Source organism: Bacillus sp. B25(2016b), from assembly GCF_001679765.1.
GTDB classification, from domain to species: domain Bacteria; phylum Bacillota; class Bacilli; order Bacillales; family Bacillaceae_G; genus Bacillus_A; species Bacillus_A thuringiensis_K.
This window is the reverse complement of the sequence record NZ_CP016285.1, coordinates 1,994,500-2,011,010: the sequence shown is the minus strand read 5'-3', so window position 1 is coordinate 2,011,010 and position 16,511 is coordinate 1,994,500. Positions and strand designations below refer to the sequence as shown.

The following is a 16,511-nucleotide window of genomic DNA, read 5'->3' as shown; positions in this document are numbered from 1 at the left end:
CGAATCAAGTTTACATAATATAATTATACTCTATCTAGAGCTACCTTGACTGCTTCAATTGCATGTATATGAGTTGTATCAAATATCGGGACAGATACGTTTTCTTGCTTTATTAATAATCCTATTTCTGTACAACCTAATATGATTCCCTGTGCTCCTTTTTGCACTAACTCTTCGATGACTCTTTTATAATATTCTCTAGATTGAGATACTATTTTTCCTAAACATAATTCTGTATATATTACTTTATTTATTTCTTTTCTATTTTTTCTGATGGTACTATTACTTTTATATTATTTTCTTCCATACGTGACTTATAGAAATCTTGCTCCATTGTATATTTAGTTCCAAGCAGACCAACCTTTTGAATGTCTTTTCTTTTAATTTCTTTTGCAGTTGCATCAGCAATATGTAAGACTGGAATATCAATTTTCGCCTTTATTTTTCCAACTACCTTATGCATTGTATTTGTACAAATAATTATAAAGTCTGCTCCTCCCTTTTGTAATGAATATGCCGCATTCCCTAGAATTTCTCCAGCACCATCCCAATCTCCGCTAGACTGACATCGTTCAATCTCTTCAAAATCCACACTATTAATCAAACATTTTGCTGAATGTAGCCCTCCTAATCTCTCTTTTATTTCTTCATTAATAATTCGATAATATTCTGAAGTTGATTCCCAACTCATACCACCTATAAGACCTATCGTTTTCATATAAACAACACCTACCTAAACTTTTTTATAAAACTAATAACAACATTTTATTATGTATATTATACACAATAAAACAAGACTTTAAGTTTGGAATATAAGGTCTTGTTTTAACGTAAATATAGAATAATTGTACTTTCATTTCCAAGGAAATTTTTATAGAATATTCTGAAATTAACGATCTGATATTTTTATAAATTCTTTATACTTATAATTAAAACACTCTCGATACAACTCTTTGATTTCATCATATGATGGAACACGTGGGTTATTAGCTGGGCTACCACTTTCAATTGCATCTGATGCCATTTTAGAGATAGCATTTTCAAATTCAATTTCATCGATTCCGTATTCTTTTAAATTTGGAATACGAAGATCATAGCAAAGCTTTTTTATTTCCCAAAGCGTATAGTCTGCTACTTCCTCATCAGAATTCGAATACAAATCCTTATTTAAACTACGCCCAATTTTTGCTAACCTTTTCACTGCACTTGTTTTTGTAAACTCTAACACTGTAGGTAATAGTATGGCATTTGATATTCCATGCGGTACATGAAATAATGCTCCCACTGGCCTTGACATTCCATGAACTAATGTAACTGATGCATTCGAAAATGCAATTCCAGCTTGTAAGGAAGCAATCATCATCGCTTCTCTTGCCTCCATGTTATGTCCATCTTCATATGCTATACGTAAATATTTCATAATACTTTCAATAGCTGAAAGAGCAAGTACATCTGTAAGTGGTTGTGAAAATTTAGAAATATAAGCTTCAATCGCATGACATAACGCATCTATTCCTGTTGCTGCCGTAATTTGTGGTGGTAACGAACTTGTCAAAACTGGATCTATAATTGCTACTTTCGGTATAAAACTAGGATGCTTCATCATCATTTTTACATCTGTTTTTTTATTCGTAATTACTGCTACACTTGTAACTTCCGAACCAGTACCAGAAGTTGTTGGAATTGCAATAAGTGGTAGTGGATTGTTTTCTATTTCAATATCCTTTTGGACATAATCCTCAACTTCTCCACCATTTGTATATAAAACCGCTACTGCTTTCGCAGCATCAATACAACTTCCACCACCAATACCAATAATAAAATCGCACTTTTCCTCTTTACAAAGAGATAACGCTTCTAATACGTGTATATTTGTAGGCTCAGCATCCACTTTATTATATGTACTAACAGTAATACCTTTCTTATTTAGTTGTTGCATACACTTTTCAACATATCCTAATTTCTCCATAATTGTATCAGTAACTATAAAAGCTCTTTTCCCTAACTTTTTTGATTGTTCTCCCAGTTTTTCAAGCGAATTCCTTCCATATAATACCGACTTTGGCATACGAAACTCAGAAATTTGTTGCAAGTACTCCACCCCTTCTTACCAAAATTAATTTTTCATAATATAAATTATCAATTTGATGAATCTTTACGATTCGAATTTTTAATAGATTCCTGTTAAAGTATAGAATGTGATAACTAAAAATACAGCAACCGTTTTCAAAATTGTAATAGCAAATATATCTTTATATGACTGTTTATGAGTTAATCCTGTTACTGTAAGAATAGTAATAATAGCCCCGTTATGTGGTAGTGTATCCATTCCTCCTGATGCCATTGATACGATACGGTGCATAACTTCTAATGGAATATCAAATTGATTGGCCGCTGCAATAAATTTATCTCCCATTGCGCTTAATACTATTCCCATTCCTCCTGATGCCGAGCCTGTAATTCCAGCTAAAATATTCGTCGTTACTGCACCATTCACTAACGGATTTGTGAAAGTAGCAGAGATTCCATCTCTCATAATTGCGAAGCCTGGAAGTGCTGCAATGACACCACCGAATCCAAACTCAGCTCCTGTATTCATCGTTGCAAGTAGCGCTCCACCAATACTTGTATTCAATCCAGCTTGGAAACCTGTTACTACTCGATTCCAATATAATAATAACGTTGTTAAGATCCCTATAATAAGTGCCAATTCTACAGACCAAATTCCTACTACTGCACTTAATTCTACTTTTCCAAATGCTTTCATACCAATTGCAGAAAAATCAAAACCGCTTGGATACCACTTCGGTATCATAATAGTAAACACTTTATTCATTACACCTACTAAAATCAGTGGTATAAATGCAATAAGTTGTTGTGCTCTTGTGATTTCAATGTTATTAATTAATGGCATATTTTTTTGTTCTACTTGCAAAGATGCTGCCATTTCAGTATTTCCATCATTAAAACCAAAATATCCTTCACCTGCTGCTTTTGCCTTCTTACGTCTACTCTCTAAATATAGTAAACCTAATGTAAGAACAAAAATTGCTCCTACAATCCCAAGTATCGGTGCAGCATAAATATCCGTTTTAAAAAATGTTGTAGGTATTACATTTTGAATTTGTGGTGATCCAGGCAGCGCATCCATTGTAAACGTTACTGCTCCAAGAACAATCGTTCCAGGGATTAAACGCTTTGGAATATTAGCTTGTCGAAACAACTTAGCTGCGAACGGATAAACAGCAAACACTACTACATACACACTAACACCACTATACGTTAAAATAGCCCCCATTAATACAATCGCTAATATAGTACGTTTTTCACCAACTAACTCAATAATTGTTTTTGCGATAGAATCTGCAATTCCTGACATTTCCACTACTTTTCCAAATATTGCTCCTAATAAAAACACAGGAAAATATAATTTTATAAATCCAACCATTTTCTCCATAAAGATATTAGAAAAGAAAGGTAATACATAACTAGGTTCTGTCAAAAATACTGCAAATAATGCAAATATCGGCGCGAATAAAATAACAGAAAAACCTCTGTATGCTACGAACATAAGTAAACTTAGTGCTAATAATATAATAACTAACTCCAATTTTACCCCTCCATTAAACAGAATATTCTAAATTTTATTGATAAATTTCTAATAACCTTTTAATTCTGACATCCCTCCTCTTATTCATACAAATTTTTATGCTAAAAATGTCTAATTATAATTATTCGATTACATATGAAAAATCCCTTTAAACAGAAACGAATTCATCGTCATACGTTATAAAGGGATTGCTAGAATCTATATTTACTGCTGTATTAAATTTTTCTCTACACAAAAATGATACAGTTCTTCAACATCTTTCACTATGTAGGTCGCACTAACTTCAGTCAGTTCTTTTTCACAGCCATAGCCATATAAAACACCAATTGAAGCAATTCCATTCTGATTTGCACCTATTATATCGTGCTTTCTATCACCAATCATTATCATTTCTTCTTTATTTAGTTCTTCATGTGTTTGTAAAATATGAGCAATTATTTCTTCTTTTTTTATTCTCGTACCATCTAAATTACTTCCAATGATGTCTTCGAAATAATTCGTTAATTGAAAATGCTCTATAACTTGTTTCGCAAATACAGTGGGCTTTGAAGTTGCTACGAATATGCGATTCCCTGAACTTTTTAATTGTTGCAAGAGCTTCAGAATCCCCTCGTATACATTATTTTCAAACAATCCACGCTGCTTTAAATACTCACGGAAGTAAAAAACAGCACGCTCAACCTCTCCTTCACTCATATTATATCTCTCTATGAATGATTGCTGAATAGGAGGACCTATAAATGAATCTAGCTCACTTATATGTACTTCTTCAATTCCTACTTTTTTTAATGCATATAAAACCGAGTTTACAATCCCTTCTTTCGGATCCGTTAAAGTTCCATCTAAATCAAATAGAAATGTTTTATACATGCTTCATTCCTCCACTTAATTTACGGTATAAATAAGTGCTAACATCTCTTCCACTTCTCCCTATTATACTATCATTATCTATTTTTCGAAAAATCAATTTCCATATGTCACATACTTTCAGTTACAAAATACGATAGATATGATAAAGTAAAAAAGTTACAATTATTTTAATAGAAACTGGTGAAACAAATGTCAATTACGTTAATTTTTATAATGGCTTTCACAATTGTGATTCACGCAGTTGAAACAAGCTCTTATAGTATTCGATTAGCGGGGGTTCGTTTAAAGAAGATTGCTGTCGCATTATCCGTCGTAGGAATCGTATTACTCATTTCAAGAACGTCAAACTTACTACAAGCCTTTTTACTTGGCGGGATTGTGGACGAAGCAAAACTAGATCCTTCTATTGATTTAGAGCATATTATACGTCTTGTACTATTATCTGCTTCTATCGGTACATTGCTTGCGATTATACTGTATCCAACTTTGACAAAACTATTTGGATATGTCATTCAAAACTTTGAAACAGACGGTTCTTTCATTCGAATGATGAAAACGAATAACATTCAAAAATTAAAGTACACAAAAAAATATGTCCGCTTTCCAAAGTTAGAAATGATTCATAGACTGCGTATCGGTGGTATTCCAAAGCGTATTATGCTTATTAACATGTTTGCTACTGCTATTTATACAGCAGGGGTACTTTCAGCCCTTTACGCTTCTTTTTTAAATCCAGATTATGCAACAAATGCAAGTACAGCTTCTGGCCTTGTAAATGGTTTCGCCACTATTTTATTAACTGTATTACTCGATCCACGCATTGCTCTTTTAACAGAACGTGCTCTACAATCAGAAAGCGGTGCTGAATCTATGAGTAAAATGTATGGTTGGCTAATGATTTCTAGACTTCTCGGCACATTATTAGCACAACTGCTATTTGTACCAGGTGCTTACTGGATTTTATGGATTATTGAACTGATGCATTAATTTACTAGAAAGGTGAATTTATCAATGAAGATCAAAACAGAGAAAGATATAATTCGCTTAATAGAAAACGACGAATGGATGATGAATGTATTACAAATGGCAAAATCACTAGAGCTACCTGATTGGTGGATTTGTGCCGGATTTGTTCGTTCTAAAATTTGGGATACTTTACATGACTATGAAGCGAAAACGGCTATGCCTGATGTTGATGTGATTTATTATGATAGTCTACATCAAGATGAGATATACGAACAATCATTAGAAACGAAATTAATGAATATTGATGCTACTATCCCTTGGTCTGTAAAAAATCAAGCTCGTATGCATGTAGTGAATAATATGCCACCATATTCTTCTTCTGTTAATGCTATTTCTAAATTCCCTGAAACAGCAACGGCTTTAGGAGTTACACTTGATGAACTAAACAACGTTATCTTAACAGCCCCATGTGGTATTGAAGATGTCCTTTCCTTACAAGTGAAACCAACAGCTCACTTTCTTGAATCGAAAGAACGATTACATATGTACAAAAACAGAGTTATAAAAAAGAATTGGCAAAGTAAGTGGCCTAACATCACAATCACATATTCAGAAATTTAGAAAGGGTGCCTCTCATTTATAGAAGCACCCTTTTCTTCATTTCAAAAAATGTATGACTGTTTCTGCAAATCTATCTGCTTCCTCATAATGAGGTGAATGGCCGCTCTCTTCAAATACGATATACTTGCCGTTTCGGGCATCTTTATTAAATGTTTTAATTTGTTCTTCACACGTTACTACATCATGTTTTCCTACAATTAATAACATTAGATTTTGTACATCTTTTATTTTTGATAATAATGATGTATGACATGCTCCCTCTAATTTTAATCTATCAAAGTGCATTTTGGAGCGATTTGAAAATATTTCCCACTCTTCATCACTGTATAAACTCTCATCTGTCCTATCTTCCTTATTATTGTAAATCTCCATTCTTTTTTCTTCTAATTCAGCGCTTAATCTAATATAAGCTTCTAACAACTCTTCTGAACTAGCATCGCTAGATGAATAAGCAAAGCACTCTTTTGCTACTTCTTCTTTTCCATACTTTTTTAATAAATGCCCTGTCTTTTGCAACAAAGCTCTACTTGTTAATGCAAAATCAAAAGTTGGTCCTTCAAATATTATTTTCTCTATTGAACTTGGATATATCGACGCATAAAGCAATGCTACATATCCACCGAAAGAATGTCCAATTATAGACCACTTCTCAATTTGTAATACTTTTTTTAATTCCTCACAGTCTTCAATCAAATCATTTAATCCAAAAGCTTCGTCTTCAGTAATTTCTTCTGAACGACCAACACCTCTTTGATCTATCATAATTACATATAGAGAATCTTTTAAACGTTCCGCTTGATGAAATGAAAAATCATAACAACTCTCTCCTGGTCCACCATGCAAGTATAAGACTGGCTTATTTTTAGGATTTCCATGTGTTTCAACGTATAGCTTTTTCCCTCTAATATTCATATACTCTCCTGTTTCTATCAAATTCGCCATAAACATCACCATCTTCTTTTTTACTGAATATTATAACATTTATTGTTAAATAATCCCTATTACATTTAAAAAGACGATAATGATTGCGAGCGGTGCTACAAATCGAAGTAAAAATACCCAACAAGTAAATACTTTCTTTCCATAATTTCCACCTACAAAAAACTCTGCTTCTAGTACCTTCTTCTCCATTTTGAATGAAACGAAAATACTAATAAATAGTGCTCCAAGTGGCATTAATATATTACTAGATAAAAAGTCTACTGCATCAAAAATATTCTTTCCAAAAATCGTAATATCACTCCATACTCCAAATGATAACGCAGATGGTATACCTACTAAGAAAATGTAGAAGCCGATTATCCATGATAATTTCGTTCTTCTTTCTTGTTCACCATTTGCTAATGCTGAAACAACAGTTTCTAGTAGAGAAAATGCTGATGTTAATGTCGCAAATGTAAATAGTGCAAGAAATACTGTTAAGAAAAATCCACCGAATGGGATTTGACTAAATACAGATGGTAATACGATAAACAGTAATCCAGGTCCTTCTGTTGGCTCCATTCCTAATGAAAATACGGCTGGAAAAATAGCAAGACCTGCAAATAATGAAACAAATAAATTTAATCCAACAATTGTTATTGCTGATTTTGGTAAACTTTCTTTTTTATTTAAATAGGAACTATACGTAACCATAATTGAAATCCCGATACTAATTGCAAAGAATGATTGCCCCATTGCGAACAAAATACTTTCCGAAGTAATCTTTGAGAAATCTGGTTGTAAGAAAAACTTCACACCTTTCATTGCATCATCAAGTGTTAACGAACGAATAATAAGAGCGACAAATAAAACGAACAATGCTGGCAACATATATTTACTTGCTTTTTCAATTCCGTTTTGTACACCCTTTGATACAACCCATATCGTAATGAACATAAAAGCGAAATGTCCCATAATAGCCCAAGCAGGATTCCCAATTGTTTCAGTAAATAATGTACCGTAATTTTGTCCTGGAGTAATCAGTTGTCCAGTTATTCCTCTGAATAAATAAATTAATACCCATCCACCTACAACACTATAAAACGAAAGTAGTATAAAACAAGTTCCAACACCAAGGCGTCCAATCCAATGCCATCCTGTATTTGGTGCGATGCTTTTAAATGCTCCAACTGCTTGTTTCTGCGTACTGCGTCCAATCATAAATTCAGCTATAAGTAGCGGTAGTCCAATTAAAACAGTAAATAATATAAATATTAAAAAGAACGCTCCTCCCCCACTCTTCCCAGCGATATAAGGGAACTTCCATATCGCACCAAGTCCAATTGCTGATCCGGCTGCCGCCATTATAAAACCTAATTTCGAAGTCCATTGCTCCGTCTGTTTCATCTCATTTTCCTCCTAATTAAATCTTTTTATATAAATAAATAAATTTTATAAACCTATTCAAATAAACCCTCCATTTCTTCTTCCATATAATAAAAAAATGGCCTAGCATCTCTATATAAAGAGACGCTAAGCCATTTACTTAACGCGGTACCACCCTTATTGATTCCATTATGAATCCACCTTAGTAGTAATCGTTTGATTACAAACCTAATATCGAAGGTTAACCGTTAAGATTTACTAAGAATGTGATTCCGTTCCACCTTACTGCTCCTAGGCGAGTTCAGGATGTCATTTGACTATGTCGCACCAACCCATAGCTCTCTGTACAAATACATGACCTTACTACTCCTATTCAACACATTTTAATATTTAGAATATATTTTCTTTTGAAATTACTATGAAGTATATCTGTTATATTTGTAACTGTCAAGGGATATATTGATTTTTTTGTCGAAATGGTTCATATTTCAACTGACTTTTACTAAGCTTATTAGCAAAAGAAATAGTCTATATTTTCACCTTTTCAAACGAACTATAAAAAAAGAATCTTCGCGACAATCGCGAAGATTCTTTTTACGGTATAAGACGAGTACAATCTCTCGGAAAAGCACTAGCCTCTCGTACATTTGTTAATTCTAAAAGTTTATATACAACCCTTTCTAACCCAATTCCGAAACCTCCATGTGGTGGACAACCATATCGAAATGTATTTAAATAAGATTGAAATTTCTCTGGATGTAATCCTTTTTCTTTAAACGAAGCGAGTAACATTTCATGATTATGAATCCGCTGTGCCCCTGACGTTATTTCTAACCCTTTATATAATAAGTCAAACGAATCAGTAATAGATGGATTCTCTTTATTCGGCATCGTATACATCGGTCTCGCTTCTTTCGGATAATGTGTAATGAAAACAAATTCACTATTATATATTTCCTTCACATATTTCCCTAGTAACTTCTCACCCTCTGTATCTAAATCCTCTACAGGAGATTCTTTACGATACTTACTTTTCAAAATTTCTTGTGCTTCTAACAATGTGATTTTCGGTATTTCAGTAATAACAGGTACTTCTATTTGTAATAGTTGTAGTTCTTTTTCACATTTTTTTGCTACTTGTTGAAACATATATCGTAAAACATCCGTTTCTAGTTGCATCACTTCATAAAAATCATGAATAAATCCAAGCTCTACGTCTAACGATATATATTCATTCAAATGACGGGAAGAATTATGGTGTTCCGCTCTATATACAGGTGCAATTTCAAAAACTCGTTCTAGTCCCCCAGCCACCATCATTTGCTTATAGAACTGTGGTGATTGTGCTAAATAAGCTTCTCTTTGGAAGTATGGAAGCTTAAAAACATTCGCTCCTCCTTCTGCCCCTTGCGAAACAATTTTTGGAGTAAATATTCGTGTGAAATCGTTCTCTATTAGAACTTCACTAAAGCTCTGAACGAGTGTAGATTTTACTTTAAAAATCGCTGCAGTTCGCTCATGTCTTAATGAGAGTACCCGCTCATTAAGTAATTGATCTAAGCCAACTTGTAACTTCTTTTTATTTATTTCAAATGGAAGTGGTTCTGCACCGTTTATTACTTTCACTTCATGAGCAAGTACTTCAACACCTAATTCTGTTTTCGACGTCTCGACTATTTCACCAATTACATGGACGATACTTTCTACATCAACTTTATATCCAGCCAATTCATTTTCTAATACACATTGAATTACTCCTGTTCTGTCCCGTAATAATAAAAAACTAACATTTCCAAGATGTCGAATCTTTTTTACCCATCCTTGAAGTAATACAACCTTTCCACTTTGCTTTGTACATTCTTTTGTGAGTGAACGCTTCATTATTGAATCCATTATTTTTCCCTCCAGTAATTTTATATTTATTTACGTTATTGTTGTCATCGTCATCATCCACGGTCACTCACCCCCTTTCAAAGAATACAAAAATCCGCCCCTATAAATAGGGACGGATTTTTTCCGCGGTACCACCCAAATTGTCATACTGACCATCTTAGCCCTGATAACGGTAGGTACCGTTTGCTTTTACTAATAATCACGTTCAAAGCAACACTCACAGGTGTCTTTCCATCATGCGGTATCGCAACCTTCCCAGCAACCGGCTGCTCTCTGTAGACCTTTGCACCATGTACTTTTCCTGATCATCACTTTTTATATTTACAGAGTATTCTAACTCCTTACCTTATAAAACGCAAGCTTTTTTTGAAACATTCTGGTTTTATAACTCCTAACTTCTTCTAAAGTGTGAAAAGTTAATTTTGTAATACATATTCTTATGTATTAAATCCAAAATTACACCTTTCATATTTTTCCAATTTTTACATAAAAACTAATTCATTTACGCATATTAATAAAAATTTTAAAGCGAGGTGTGTATATGCAAAAAGCAATTAGTTTCTTTCTCCTTTTGTTTTGCTTAATTGTAGTAAACGAAACGTATGCCTATTCACCAAAATCTTTACCAATCTCTCAAAACTCTGATCAATGGCAAGTGAATATTGATAAACCGAAAAAAACAAACAAGAATATGCTTCAAGCTAAAAAAGAGGAATTTCAAACATATCATTTTTCAGTAAAGAATGTCGGGAATAGTGAAGTATATAATGTAAATGTCGAAGTATTCCGCAACGAACCAAATAAGAAAACGAAATATGAACTCTTTTCCCTAAAGGAAAGTCGTTTGGCAAGTGGAAAAACTGGATTTGAACACGCTAATTTACCCGTTGCTACAAAAGCAGATGAAGTTGATGTTATTATTACATGGCAAGAACACCCATTCCGATCGATGCGAAATGGTCAAAAAGTTGAATCTAGAAAATTTAAAGAGCATTTTGTTTTTAAAGAAGCTAAAAAGTAAATGGGATACGGATATATTCACACTATCATTGATATAGCTTTACTTACTAGTACCAGCTCTTAAGCAAATTAAAAAGTCGTGGCTTATAAATGCCACGACTTTTTATATTAATTCGTACTAATGCCTCTCGCTGCCCAAATGCGATCGATATCAGCAGCATGTTGTCCGCCATATAAAAGAGCATCCGCTTGCTTAATCGCTTTCGCTCCATCACTGAATTTAGAGTTTGGTGTTAATGACCAGTGTGATTGTAAAATGATTTTTGTTGCTACATCACGGCCAAAAGCTTGTGCCATTTCGTATTGACCTTGTGACCAAATTTCACCGTCAGCATGTACTTGATTTTTTATATCTTTCGGATACACTTTATTCGTATCTAATCGGCGTAAGCACGTTGGATCTGAACTAGAGTAAGCTGCCGCATCCCACTCTCCAACACATGCTTTTCCATATCCAGTAGTCGATACAGCATCTTCATACGTAGCACCTAAGAAGTCACCAAATCCTTCTCCCATCGCTCCGCCTTCTGTTGAACTACCAAAGCCAGGAACTTGGTTATCTTGGATCGAATGTCCGTATTCATGTGCGATAATTCCAGCATCTTCTGCATCATCAACACCGCCAGTACCAAATGTTAAAGCTTTCGTTGTCGGTGAATAGAATGAGTTATCAGCTGTTGTTCCATTCACATTCACTTTAATCGAACGATTATTAATATTTTTAAACCCTAGACTTTGAATATAACGTTGCAATGTATCAATATGATAATATGACATTACATCTTCAAAGCTATCATTTGCACGTGTATAGTTGAATTGTAAGTTTGTAGATTTTGTTCTCGCTTTTGAAGAAATCGTTACATACTCTCCAATTAAAAAACCTGTCCCATCTAAGCCTTTTAAAGTAACAGTTTTTAATTGGTTCGTTAGCGCTGTAGAATCTGCATCATTATTATCTTTTAATCCCACTAAACTCCCGCTTGATACGACAGGGTTAGGTAAAAATACTTTTCCTGTTCCTTCTACTTTTCGGTTTATATCAACTTTTTTAATTAACTTTCCATTTTCTGCATCAATAAATGTTTCCCACGCACCAAATGGATTATTAGAATGGACTACAACTTTATATACTGGACGAGCAATTCCTTCTTCAACAATATATCCGAATTCTTTATCTGTAGGAGCCCATAAATTTTGCTCACTTGCTTCTCCAACATACGCCATTGATTTTTGTATTGCATCTTTTTCACTAATTTTTGTCGTTACTTCCTTCACACCTGTAACAGGCTGATAATCAGAAACAGCGAGTACTCCCTTTCCCTCTCCGTTAAGCGTAACTGTTATTTGTTTTGAAAATACAGGTGCACCATTAACAACTTGTTGGAACCTAACATATGAAGCTACTGATGTTTCTGTTGTAGAAATATATTGCAAGTCTGAAAGATCTGTTTTCAATCCATACTGCGCAGCATTTTCTTTTAAATATTCAGTTGCTTTTTTCTGCGGTGAATAAGCTTCTAACTTTACTTGCTGTTGTTTTTCCAATGCCGAAACCGTAGAAATTGTCCCCATTACTAACGGCACAGTCATTGCCATTGCCACCATTTTTTTATTAAACATAGAACCACTCCCCCTAATAAAGTAGCTCAACCTTATCCCATTACCACTAGGCAATCATTCCCCGCAAAACGGATGGATAAAAATTGAATCTACGAGTAATTCTCTATGAACACTTCTATTACCTTTCCATTTAGAGTAAGTGAAATTTTCTCAATATTTATGTATGAATTGAACACAATACTGTAGAAATATATTTCTACGGTATTGTGTTCGGTACGCTATGAAAAAAGACAATTGCTAGTGGTCCTATCGAATGTATAGTCAAATAAATTCTAATCATACAAAAAAGGAAGTTGGAATCATTCCAACTTCCTTTTTTCTTTAATTAGCTGCACTTAATTTAATTCTAAGTTTTGTTTCACCTAAAGAAAGTTCATCGTCTTCGTTCGTTAAGTTACCAAATGTAAATTGTTTAACGAGTAAGTTTTCTTCCAATAAATCTTTATGGTTCGTTAACGTTCGCTGTAGTTCTTCTTCTGTATCAAGAATAATATCGACTCGTAAATTAACTGGTAAATTCAACTGTTTACGATATTCTTGAACCGCACGAATGAATTCACGCGCTACTCCTTCTTGTAACAATTCTTCCGTTACATTCGTATCTAACATAACTGTATATTGTCCGTTAGTCGTATTAGAGAATCCTGATTTTGCAACTTTCTCAACTAACACATCGTCAGCAGTTACAACTACTTCTTCTCCTAGTGTTGCTTCGTAAACTGCTCTTCCTGTTGATACAAAGTTTTGTACTTCTTCTTGTGATAATTGTTTTAGCCAACCATTCACTGCATTCACATTTTTACCGAATTTTGGCCCCGCTGTTTTAAAATTAAGCTTCAATTGATATGATGTGTATTTTGTTTCATCGAGTTCAACATGGAACGCTTTTACATTTAACTCATCCATAACGATATCACGATAAGATTCCCAATCCATATCATTCTCGTTATGCTCAAGTAATACAAGTTCTGCTAGCGGCTGTTTTACTTTTAAAGAATGCTGATTACGGTTACTTCTTCCAAGTTCAACAACTTGTAAAACAGCATCCATTTCCGCTTCTAATTTCGGTTGAAGTAGTGATTCATTTACAACTGGATAATCGGCTAAATGAACGCTTCTTCCTTCTAAATTCAGATGAATGTCTTCCGCAACAAACGGTGTAAATGGTGCAATTAATTTACTAATTGTTACAAGCACTTCATGAAGTGTCTCATACGCAGCTGCTTTCTCAGCGTTCATACCAGATTCCCAGAAACGATTACGTGAGCGTCTTACATACCAGTTACTCACTTCATCTACAAGTGCTGCAATTTCACGAGCTGCATTCGTAAATTGATAATCATCAAGTGCAGTTCTCACTTTTTTCGTTGTACTATGCAATCTTGATAATACCCATTCGTCTAATTTCGTAAGCTTTACATCATACGTTTCTTTCGGATTATACTCATCTAAATTTGCATATAAAACGTAGAAGCTATACACATTCACTAATGTATCTACAAATTTAGATTTCGCTTCCAGTACTGTTCTTTCAGAAAAACGCTTCGCATTCCACGGGGCACTATCAACAAGTAAAGCCCATCTTAGCGCATCTGCACCAAATTTATCTACTAAATCAACTGGATCTAGTGCATTTCCTTTGCTTTTAGACATTTTCTGCCCTTCTTCATCTAAAACATGCCCTAGTGATAACACTCGTTTATACGGTACTTTTCCTGTATATAGTGCTGATACTGCTAATAAACTATAAAACCAGCCGCGTGTTTGATCAATTCCTTCGGCAATAACATCCGCTGGAAACTGCTCTTCAAATAACTCTTTATTTTCAAATGGGTAATGATATTGTGCAAATGGCATAGAACCACTATCAAACCAAACATCAATCACTTCTGGTGTACGATTCATTGTGCCTCCGCATTTCCCGCAGCAGACTTGCACTTCATCTACATAAGGCTTATGCAATTCCAAATCTTCTAGTGTTTCTTTCGTACTATGCTTTCTTAATTCGGCAATGCTTTTCGGTGCGAACTGATGATCACAACTTTCACATTCCCATACATTCAATGGCGTTCCCCAATATCTATTTCGGCTAATATTCCAATCTACCATATTTTCTAAAAACTTACCAAAACGTCCATGTTTCATATGATCCGGATACCAAGTAACAGAATCATTATTTTGTAAAAATGTATCTTTAATTGCAGTTGTTCGGATTAACCAACTTTCTCCTGCATAATAAAGTAGTGGTGAATCACAACGCCAGCAATGCGGATAGCTATGTTCATATTTTTCTTTATGATACAGTAAACCTTCCTTCGCTAAATAACGAACGATATCCACGTCACAATCTTTTACAAATTTCCCTTTCAAAAATGGTACTGCCTCTGTATACTCACCTTTTTCATCTACAACGTGCAAGAATGACAATCCTTCACTTTGGACAACTCTATAATCGTCCTCTCCATATGCTGGAGCAATATGAACAAGTCCTGTACCACTATCTCCCGTTACAAAATCTGCTGCAATAACGCGGTAACCATTTGTAACTTCTTTCATCGGAAATGGCGCTGTATAAGATGTGTTTAATAATTCTTCGCCTTTATGAACAGATAATACTTCATAGTTCTCTTTTAATACTTCTTGTACACGTTCTTTCGCAACAATGTATACATGACTTTCTTGTTTTGCTTTAACGTATTCTATATTTGGATGGACAGCAAGCGCAACGTTTGCTGGAAGTGTCCAAGGTGTCGTTGTCCAACCTAAGAAATACTCATTTTCACTATCTTTCACTTTAAACTTCACAGTTGCACTTAAATCTTTTACTGTTTTATACCCTTGTGCAACCTCATGTGAGCTCAATGAGGTTTGGCAGCTTGGGCAGTATGGTGAAACTCTATGTCCTTTATATAACAATCCTTTTTCATGGATTGTCCCCAAAATATGCCATACACTTTCGATATATGGATTCTTTAAAGTTACATATGGATCATCCATATCTACCCAATAACCAATACTTTCAGTGAATTCGCGCCACTGCTTCTCATATGTGAAAACACTCTCTTTACACTTTTGAATAAATGGTTCAATGCCATATTCTTCGATCTCATGTTTACCAGAAATACCAAGTTGCTTCTCAACGCCTAATTCTACAGGTAAACCATGTGTATCCCATCCTGCTTTTCTTAACACTTTATAACCAGCCATCGTTTTATATCTTGCTACTAAGTCTTTAATTGTTCGTCCAAGTGCATGACCTACATGCGGTAGTCCGTTCGCCGTTGGTGGTCCTTCATAAAATACGAAAGACTGTGCGCCTTCTCGATTCTGAATTGATTGTTCGAAAATATTTTGTTCGTTCCACTGTTTGCGAATTCGCATTTCTCTTCCTACAGCTGATTCTTTTACATCTACTTTTTCCATATACAATCACTCCTTTGAATATTTTAAAGCACACAAAAAACCCGTCCCTATAAAGTAGGGACGGGTTTACCCGCGATACCACCCTAATTCTATTAGCTTTTTCACTAATAGCACTTAGCAACGTACTATCATACGTGTTCTTTGTAACGGTAGACATCCGTCCGGGCTTACTTACTTTCAG

General features: G+C 34.4%; 11 protein-coding genes, 1 pseudogene and 3 other annotated features (1 of these 15 running past the window's edge). Of the genes and pseudogenes, 3 read left to right on the top strand and 9 right to left on the bottom strand.

Translation table 11 applies throughout. From position 1 onward, the window contains the following. Positions 1–23: 23 nt before the first annotated feature. From BAQ53_RS10350 to BAQ53_RS10335, 4 genes and pseudogenes are all read right to left on the bottom strand, one after another. Positions 24–718, bottom strand: a pseudogene (locus tag BAQ53_RS10350) (aspartate/glutamate racemase family protein). A 171-nt stretch (positions 719–889) separates the two neighbouring features. Further along, positions 890–2,092 carry an iron-containing alcohol dehydrogenase gene (locus tag BAQ53_RS10345; protein WP_208906832.1) on the bottom strand — a complete coding sequence of 401 codons (1,203 nt, stop codon included), beginning with the start codon at positions 2,090–2,092 and terminating at the stop codon, positions 890–892. A 78-nt stretch (positions 2,093–2,170) separates the two neighbouring features. After that, complete coding sequence (locus BAQ53_RS10340; protein ID WP_151522084.1) at positions 2,171–3,610, bottom strand: GntP family permease; 1,440 nt, start codon at positions 3,608–3,610, stop codon at positions 2,171–2,173. 204 nt (positions 3,611–3,814) lie between these two features. Then, positions 3,815–4,480, bottom strand: coding sequence for an HAD family hydrolase (locus BAQ53_RS10335; RefSeq protein WP_000278478.1), 666 nt, complete (start codon positions 4,478–4,480; stop codon positions 3,815–3,817). A 189-nt stretch (positions 4,481–4,669) separates the two neighbouring features. Between BAQ53_RS10335 and BAQ53_RS10330 the strand changes: the two genes are divergently transcribed. Then, entirely contained in the window at positions 4,670–5,467 is a 798-nt protein-coding gene (locus tag BAQ53_RS10330) for a lipid II flippase Amj family protein (RefSeq protein WP_000028912.1), read from the top strand. A 24-nt stretch (positions 5,468–5,491) separates the two neighbouring features. After that, positions 5,492–6,067, top strand: a complete 576-nt coding sequence (locus BAQ53_RS10325) for a nucleotidyltransferase family protein (protein ID WP_151522085.1) — start codon at positions 5,492–5,494, stop codon at positions 6,065–6,067. A gap of 36 nt (positions 6,068–6,103) precedes the next feature. Here BAQ53_RS10325 and BAQ53_RS10320 read toward each other — a convergent pair whose 3' ends face one another. The 3 genes from BAQ53_RS10320 to aspS all read right to left on the bottom strand — a co-directional run bounded on the left by BAQ53_RS10320 (position 6,104) and on the right by aspS (position 10,267). Continuing rightward, positions 6,104–7,009 carry an alpha/beta fold hydrolase gene (locus BAQ53_RS10320; protein ID WP_074594794.1) on the bottom strand — a complete coding sequence of 302 codons (906 nt, stop codon included), beginning with the start codon at positions 7,007–7,009 and terminating at the stop codon, positions 6,104–6,106. Between the two features lie 45 nt (positions 7,010–7,054). Beyond that, the gene (locus tag BAQ53_RS10315) at positions 7,055–8,395 is read right to left on the bottom strand and encodes a sodium-dependent transporter (protein WP_208906831.1); all 1,341 of its coding nucleotides are present in this window, start codon (positions 8,393–8,395) and stop codon (positions 7,055–7,057) included. 116 nt (positions 8,396–8,511) lie between these two features. Further along, positions 8,512–8,760, bottom strand: a binding site (T-box leader). A gap of 208 nt (positions 8,761–8,968) precedes the next feature. Beyond that, on the bottom strand, positions 8,969–10,267 hold the full coding sequence (gene aspS / locus BAQ53_RS10310) for an aspartate--tRNA(Asn) ligase (RefSeq protein ID WP_000377337.1): 1,299 nt from the start codon (positions 10,265–10,267) through the stop codon (positions 8,969–8,971). Between the two features lie 105 nt (positions 10,268–10,372). Further along, positions 10,373–10,585, bottom strand: a binding site (T-box leader). A gap of 223 nt (positions 10,586–10,808) precedes the next feature. Here aspS and BAQ53_RS10305 point away from each other — a divergent pair. Continuing rightward, positions 10,809–11,288 carry a YozF family protein gene (locus BAQ53_RS10305; RefSeq protein WP_001167917.1) on the top strand — a complete coding sequence of 160 codons (480 nt, stop codon included), beginning with the start codon at positions 10,809–10,811 and terminating at the stop codon, positions 11,286–11,288. Positions 11,289–11,395: 107 nt separating this feature from the next. Here the strand turns inward: BAQ53_RS10305 and BAQ53_RS10300 are convergent, their stop codons facing one another. Then, a complete protein-coding gene (locus tag BAQ53_RS10300) occupies positions 11,396–12,907 on the bottom strand; it encodes a M36 family metallopeptidase (RefSeq protein ID WP_000482279.1) in 1,512 nt (503 codons plus the stop codon). A gap of 321 nt (positions 12,908–13,228) precedes the next feature. Further along, a complete protein-coding gene (ileS, locus tag BAQ53_RS10295) occupies positions 13,229–16,330 on the bottom strand; it encodes an isoleucine--tRNA ligase (protein ID WP_151522086.1) in 3,102 nt (1,033 codons plus the stop codon). A gap of 53 nt (positions 16,331–16,383) precedes the next feature. Continuing rightward, positions 16,384–16,511: a binding site (T-box leader), on the bottom strand; it runs 113 nt beyond the window's last position.

Coding starts and splice junctions, on each gene's coding strand:
- BAQ53_RS10335 (WP_000278478.1), bottom strand. CDS start 4,480: ATGTATAAAACATTTCTATTTGATTTAGATGGAACTTTAACGGATCCG.
- BAQ53_RS10330 (WP_000028912.1), top strand. CDS start 4,670: ATGTCAATTACGTTAATTTTTATAATGGCTTTCACAATTGTGATTCAC.
- BAQ53_RS10325 (WP_151522085.1), top strand. CDS start 5,492: ATGAAGATCAAAACAGAGAAAGATATAATTCGCTTAATAGAAAACGAC.
- BAQ53_RS10320 (WP_074594794.1), bottom strand. CDS start 7,009: ATGGCGAATTTGATAGAAACAGGAGAGTATATGAATATTAGAGGGAAA.
- BAQ53_RS10315 (WP_208906831.1), bottom strand. CDS start 8,395: ATGAAACAGACGGAGCAATGGACTTCGAAATTAGGTTTTATAATGGCG.
- aspS (WP_000377337.1), bottom strand. CDS start 10,267: ATGGATTCAATAATGAAGCGTTCACTCACAAAAGAATGTACAAAGCAA.
- BAQ53_RS10305 (WP_001167917.1), top strand. CDS start 10,809: ATGCAAAAAGCAATTAGTTTCTTTCTCCTTTTGTTTTGCTTAATTGTA.
- BAQ53_RS10300 (WP_000482279.1), bottom strand. CDS start 12,907: ATGTTTAATAAAAAAATGGTGGCAATGGCAATGACTGTGCCGTTAGTA.
- ileS (WP_151522086.1), bottom strand. CDS start 16,330: ATGGAAAAAGTAGATGTAAAAGAATCAGCTGTAGGAAGAGAAATGCGA.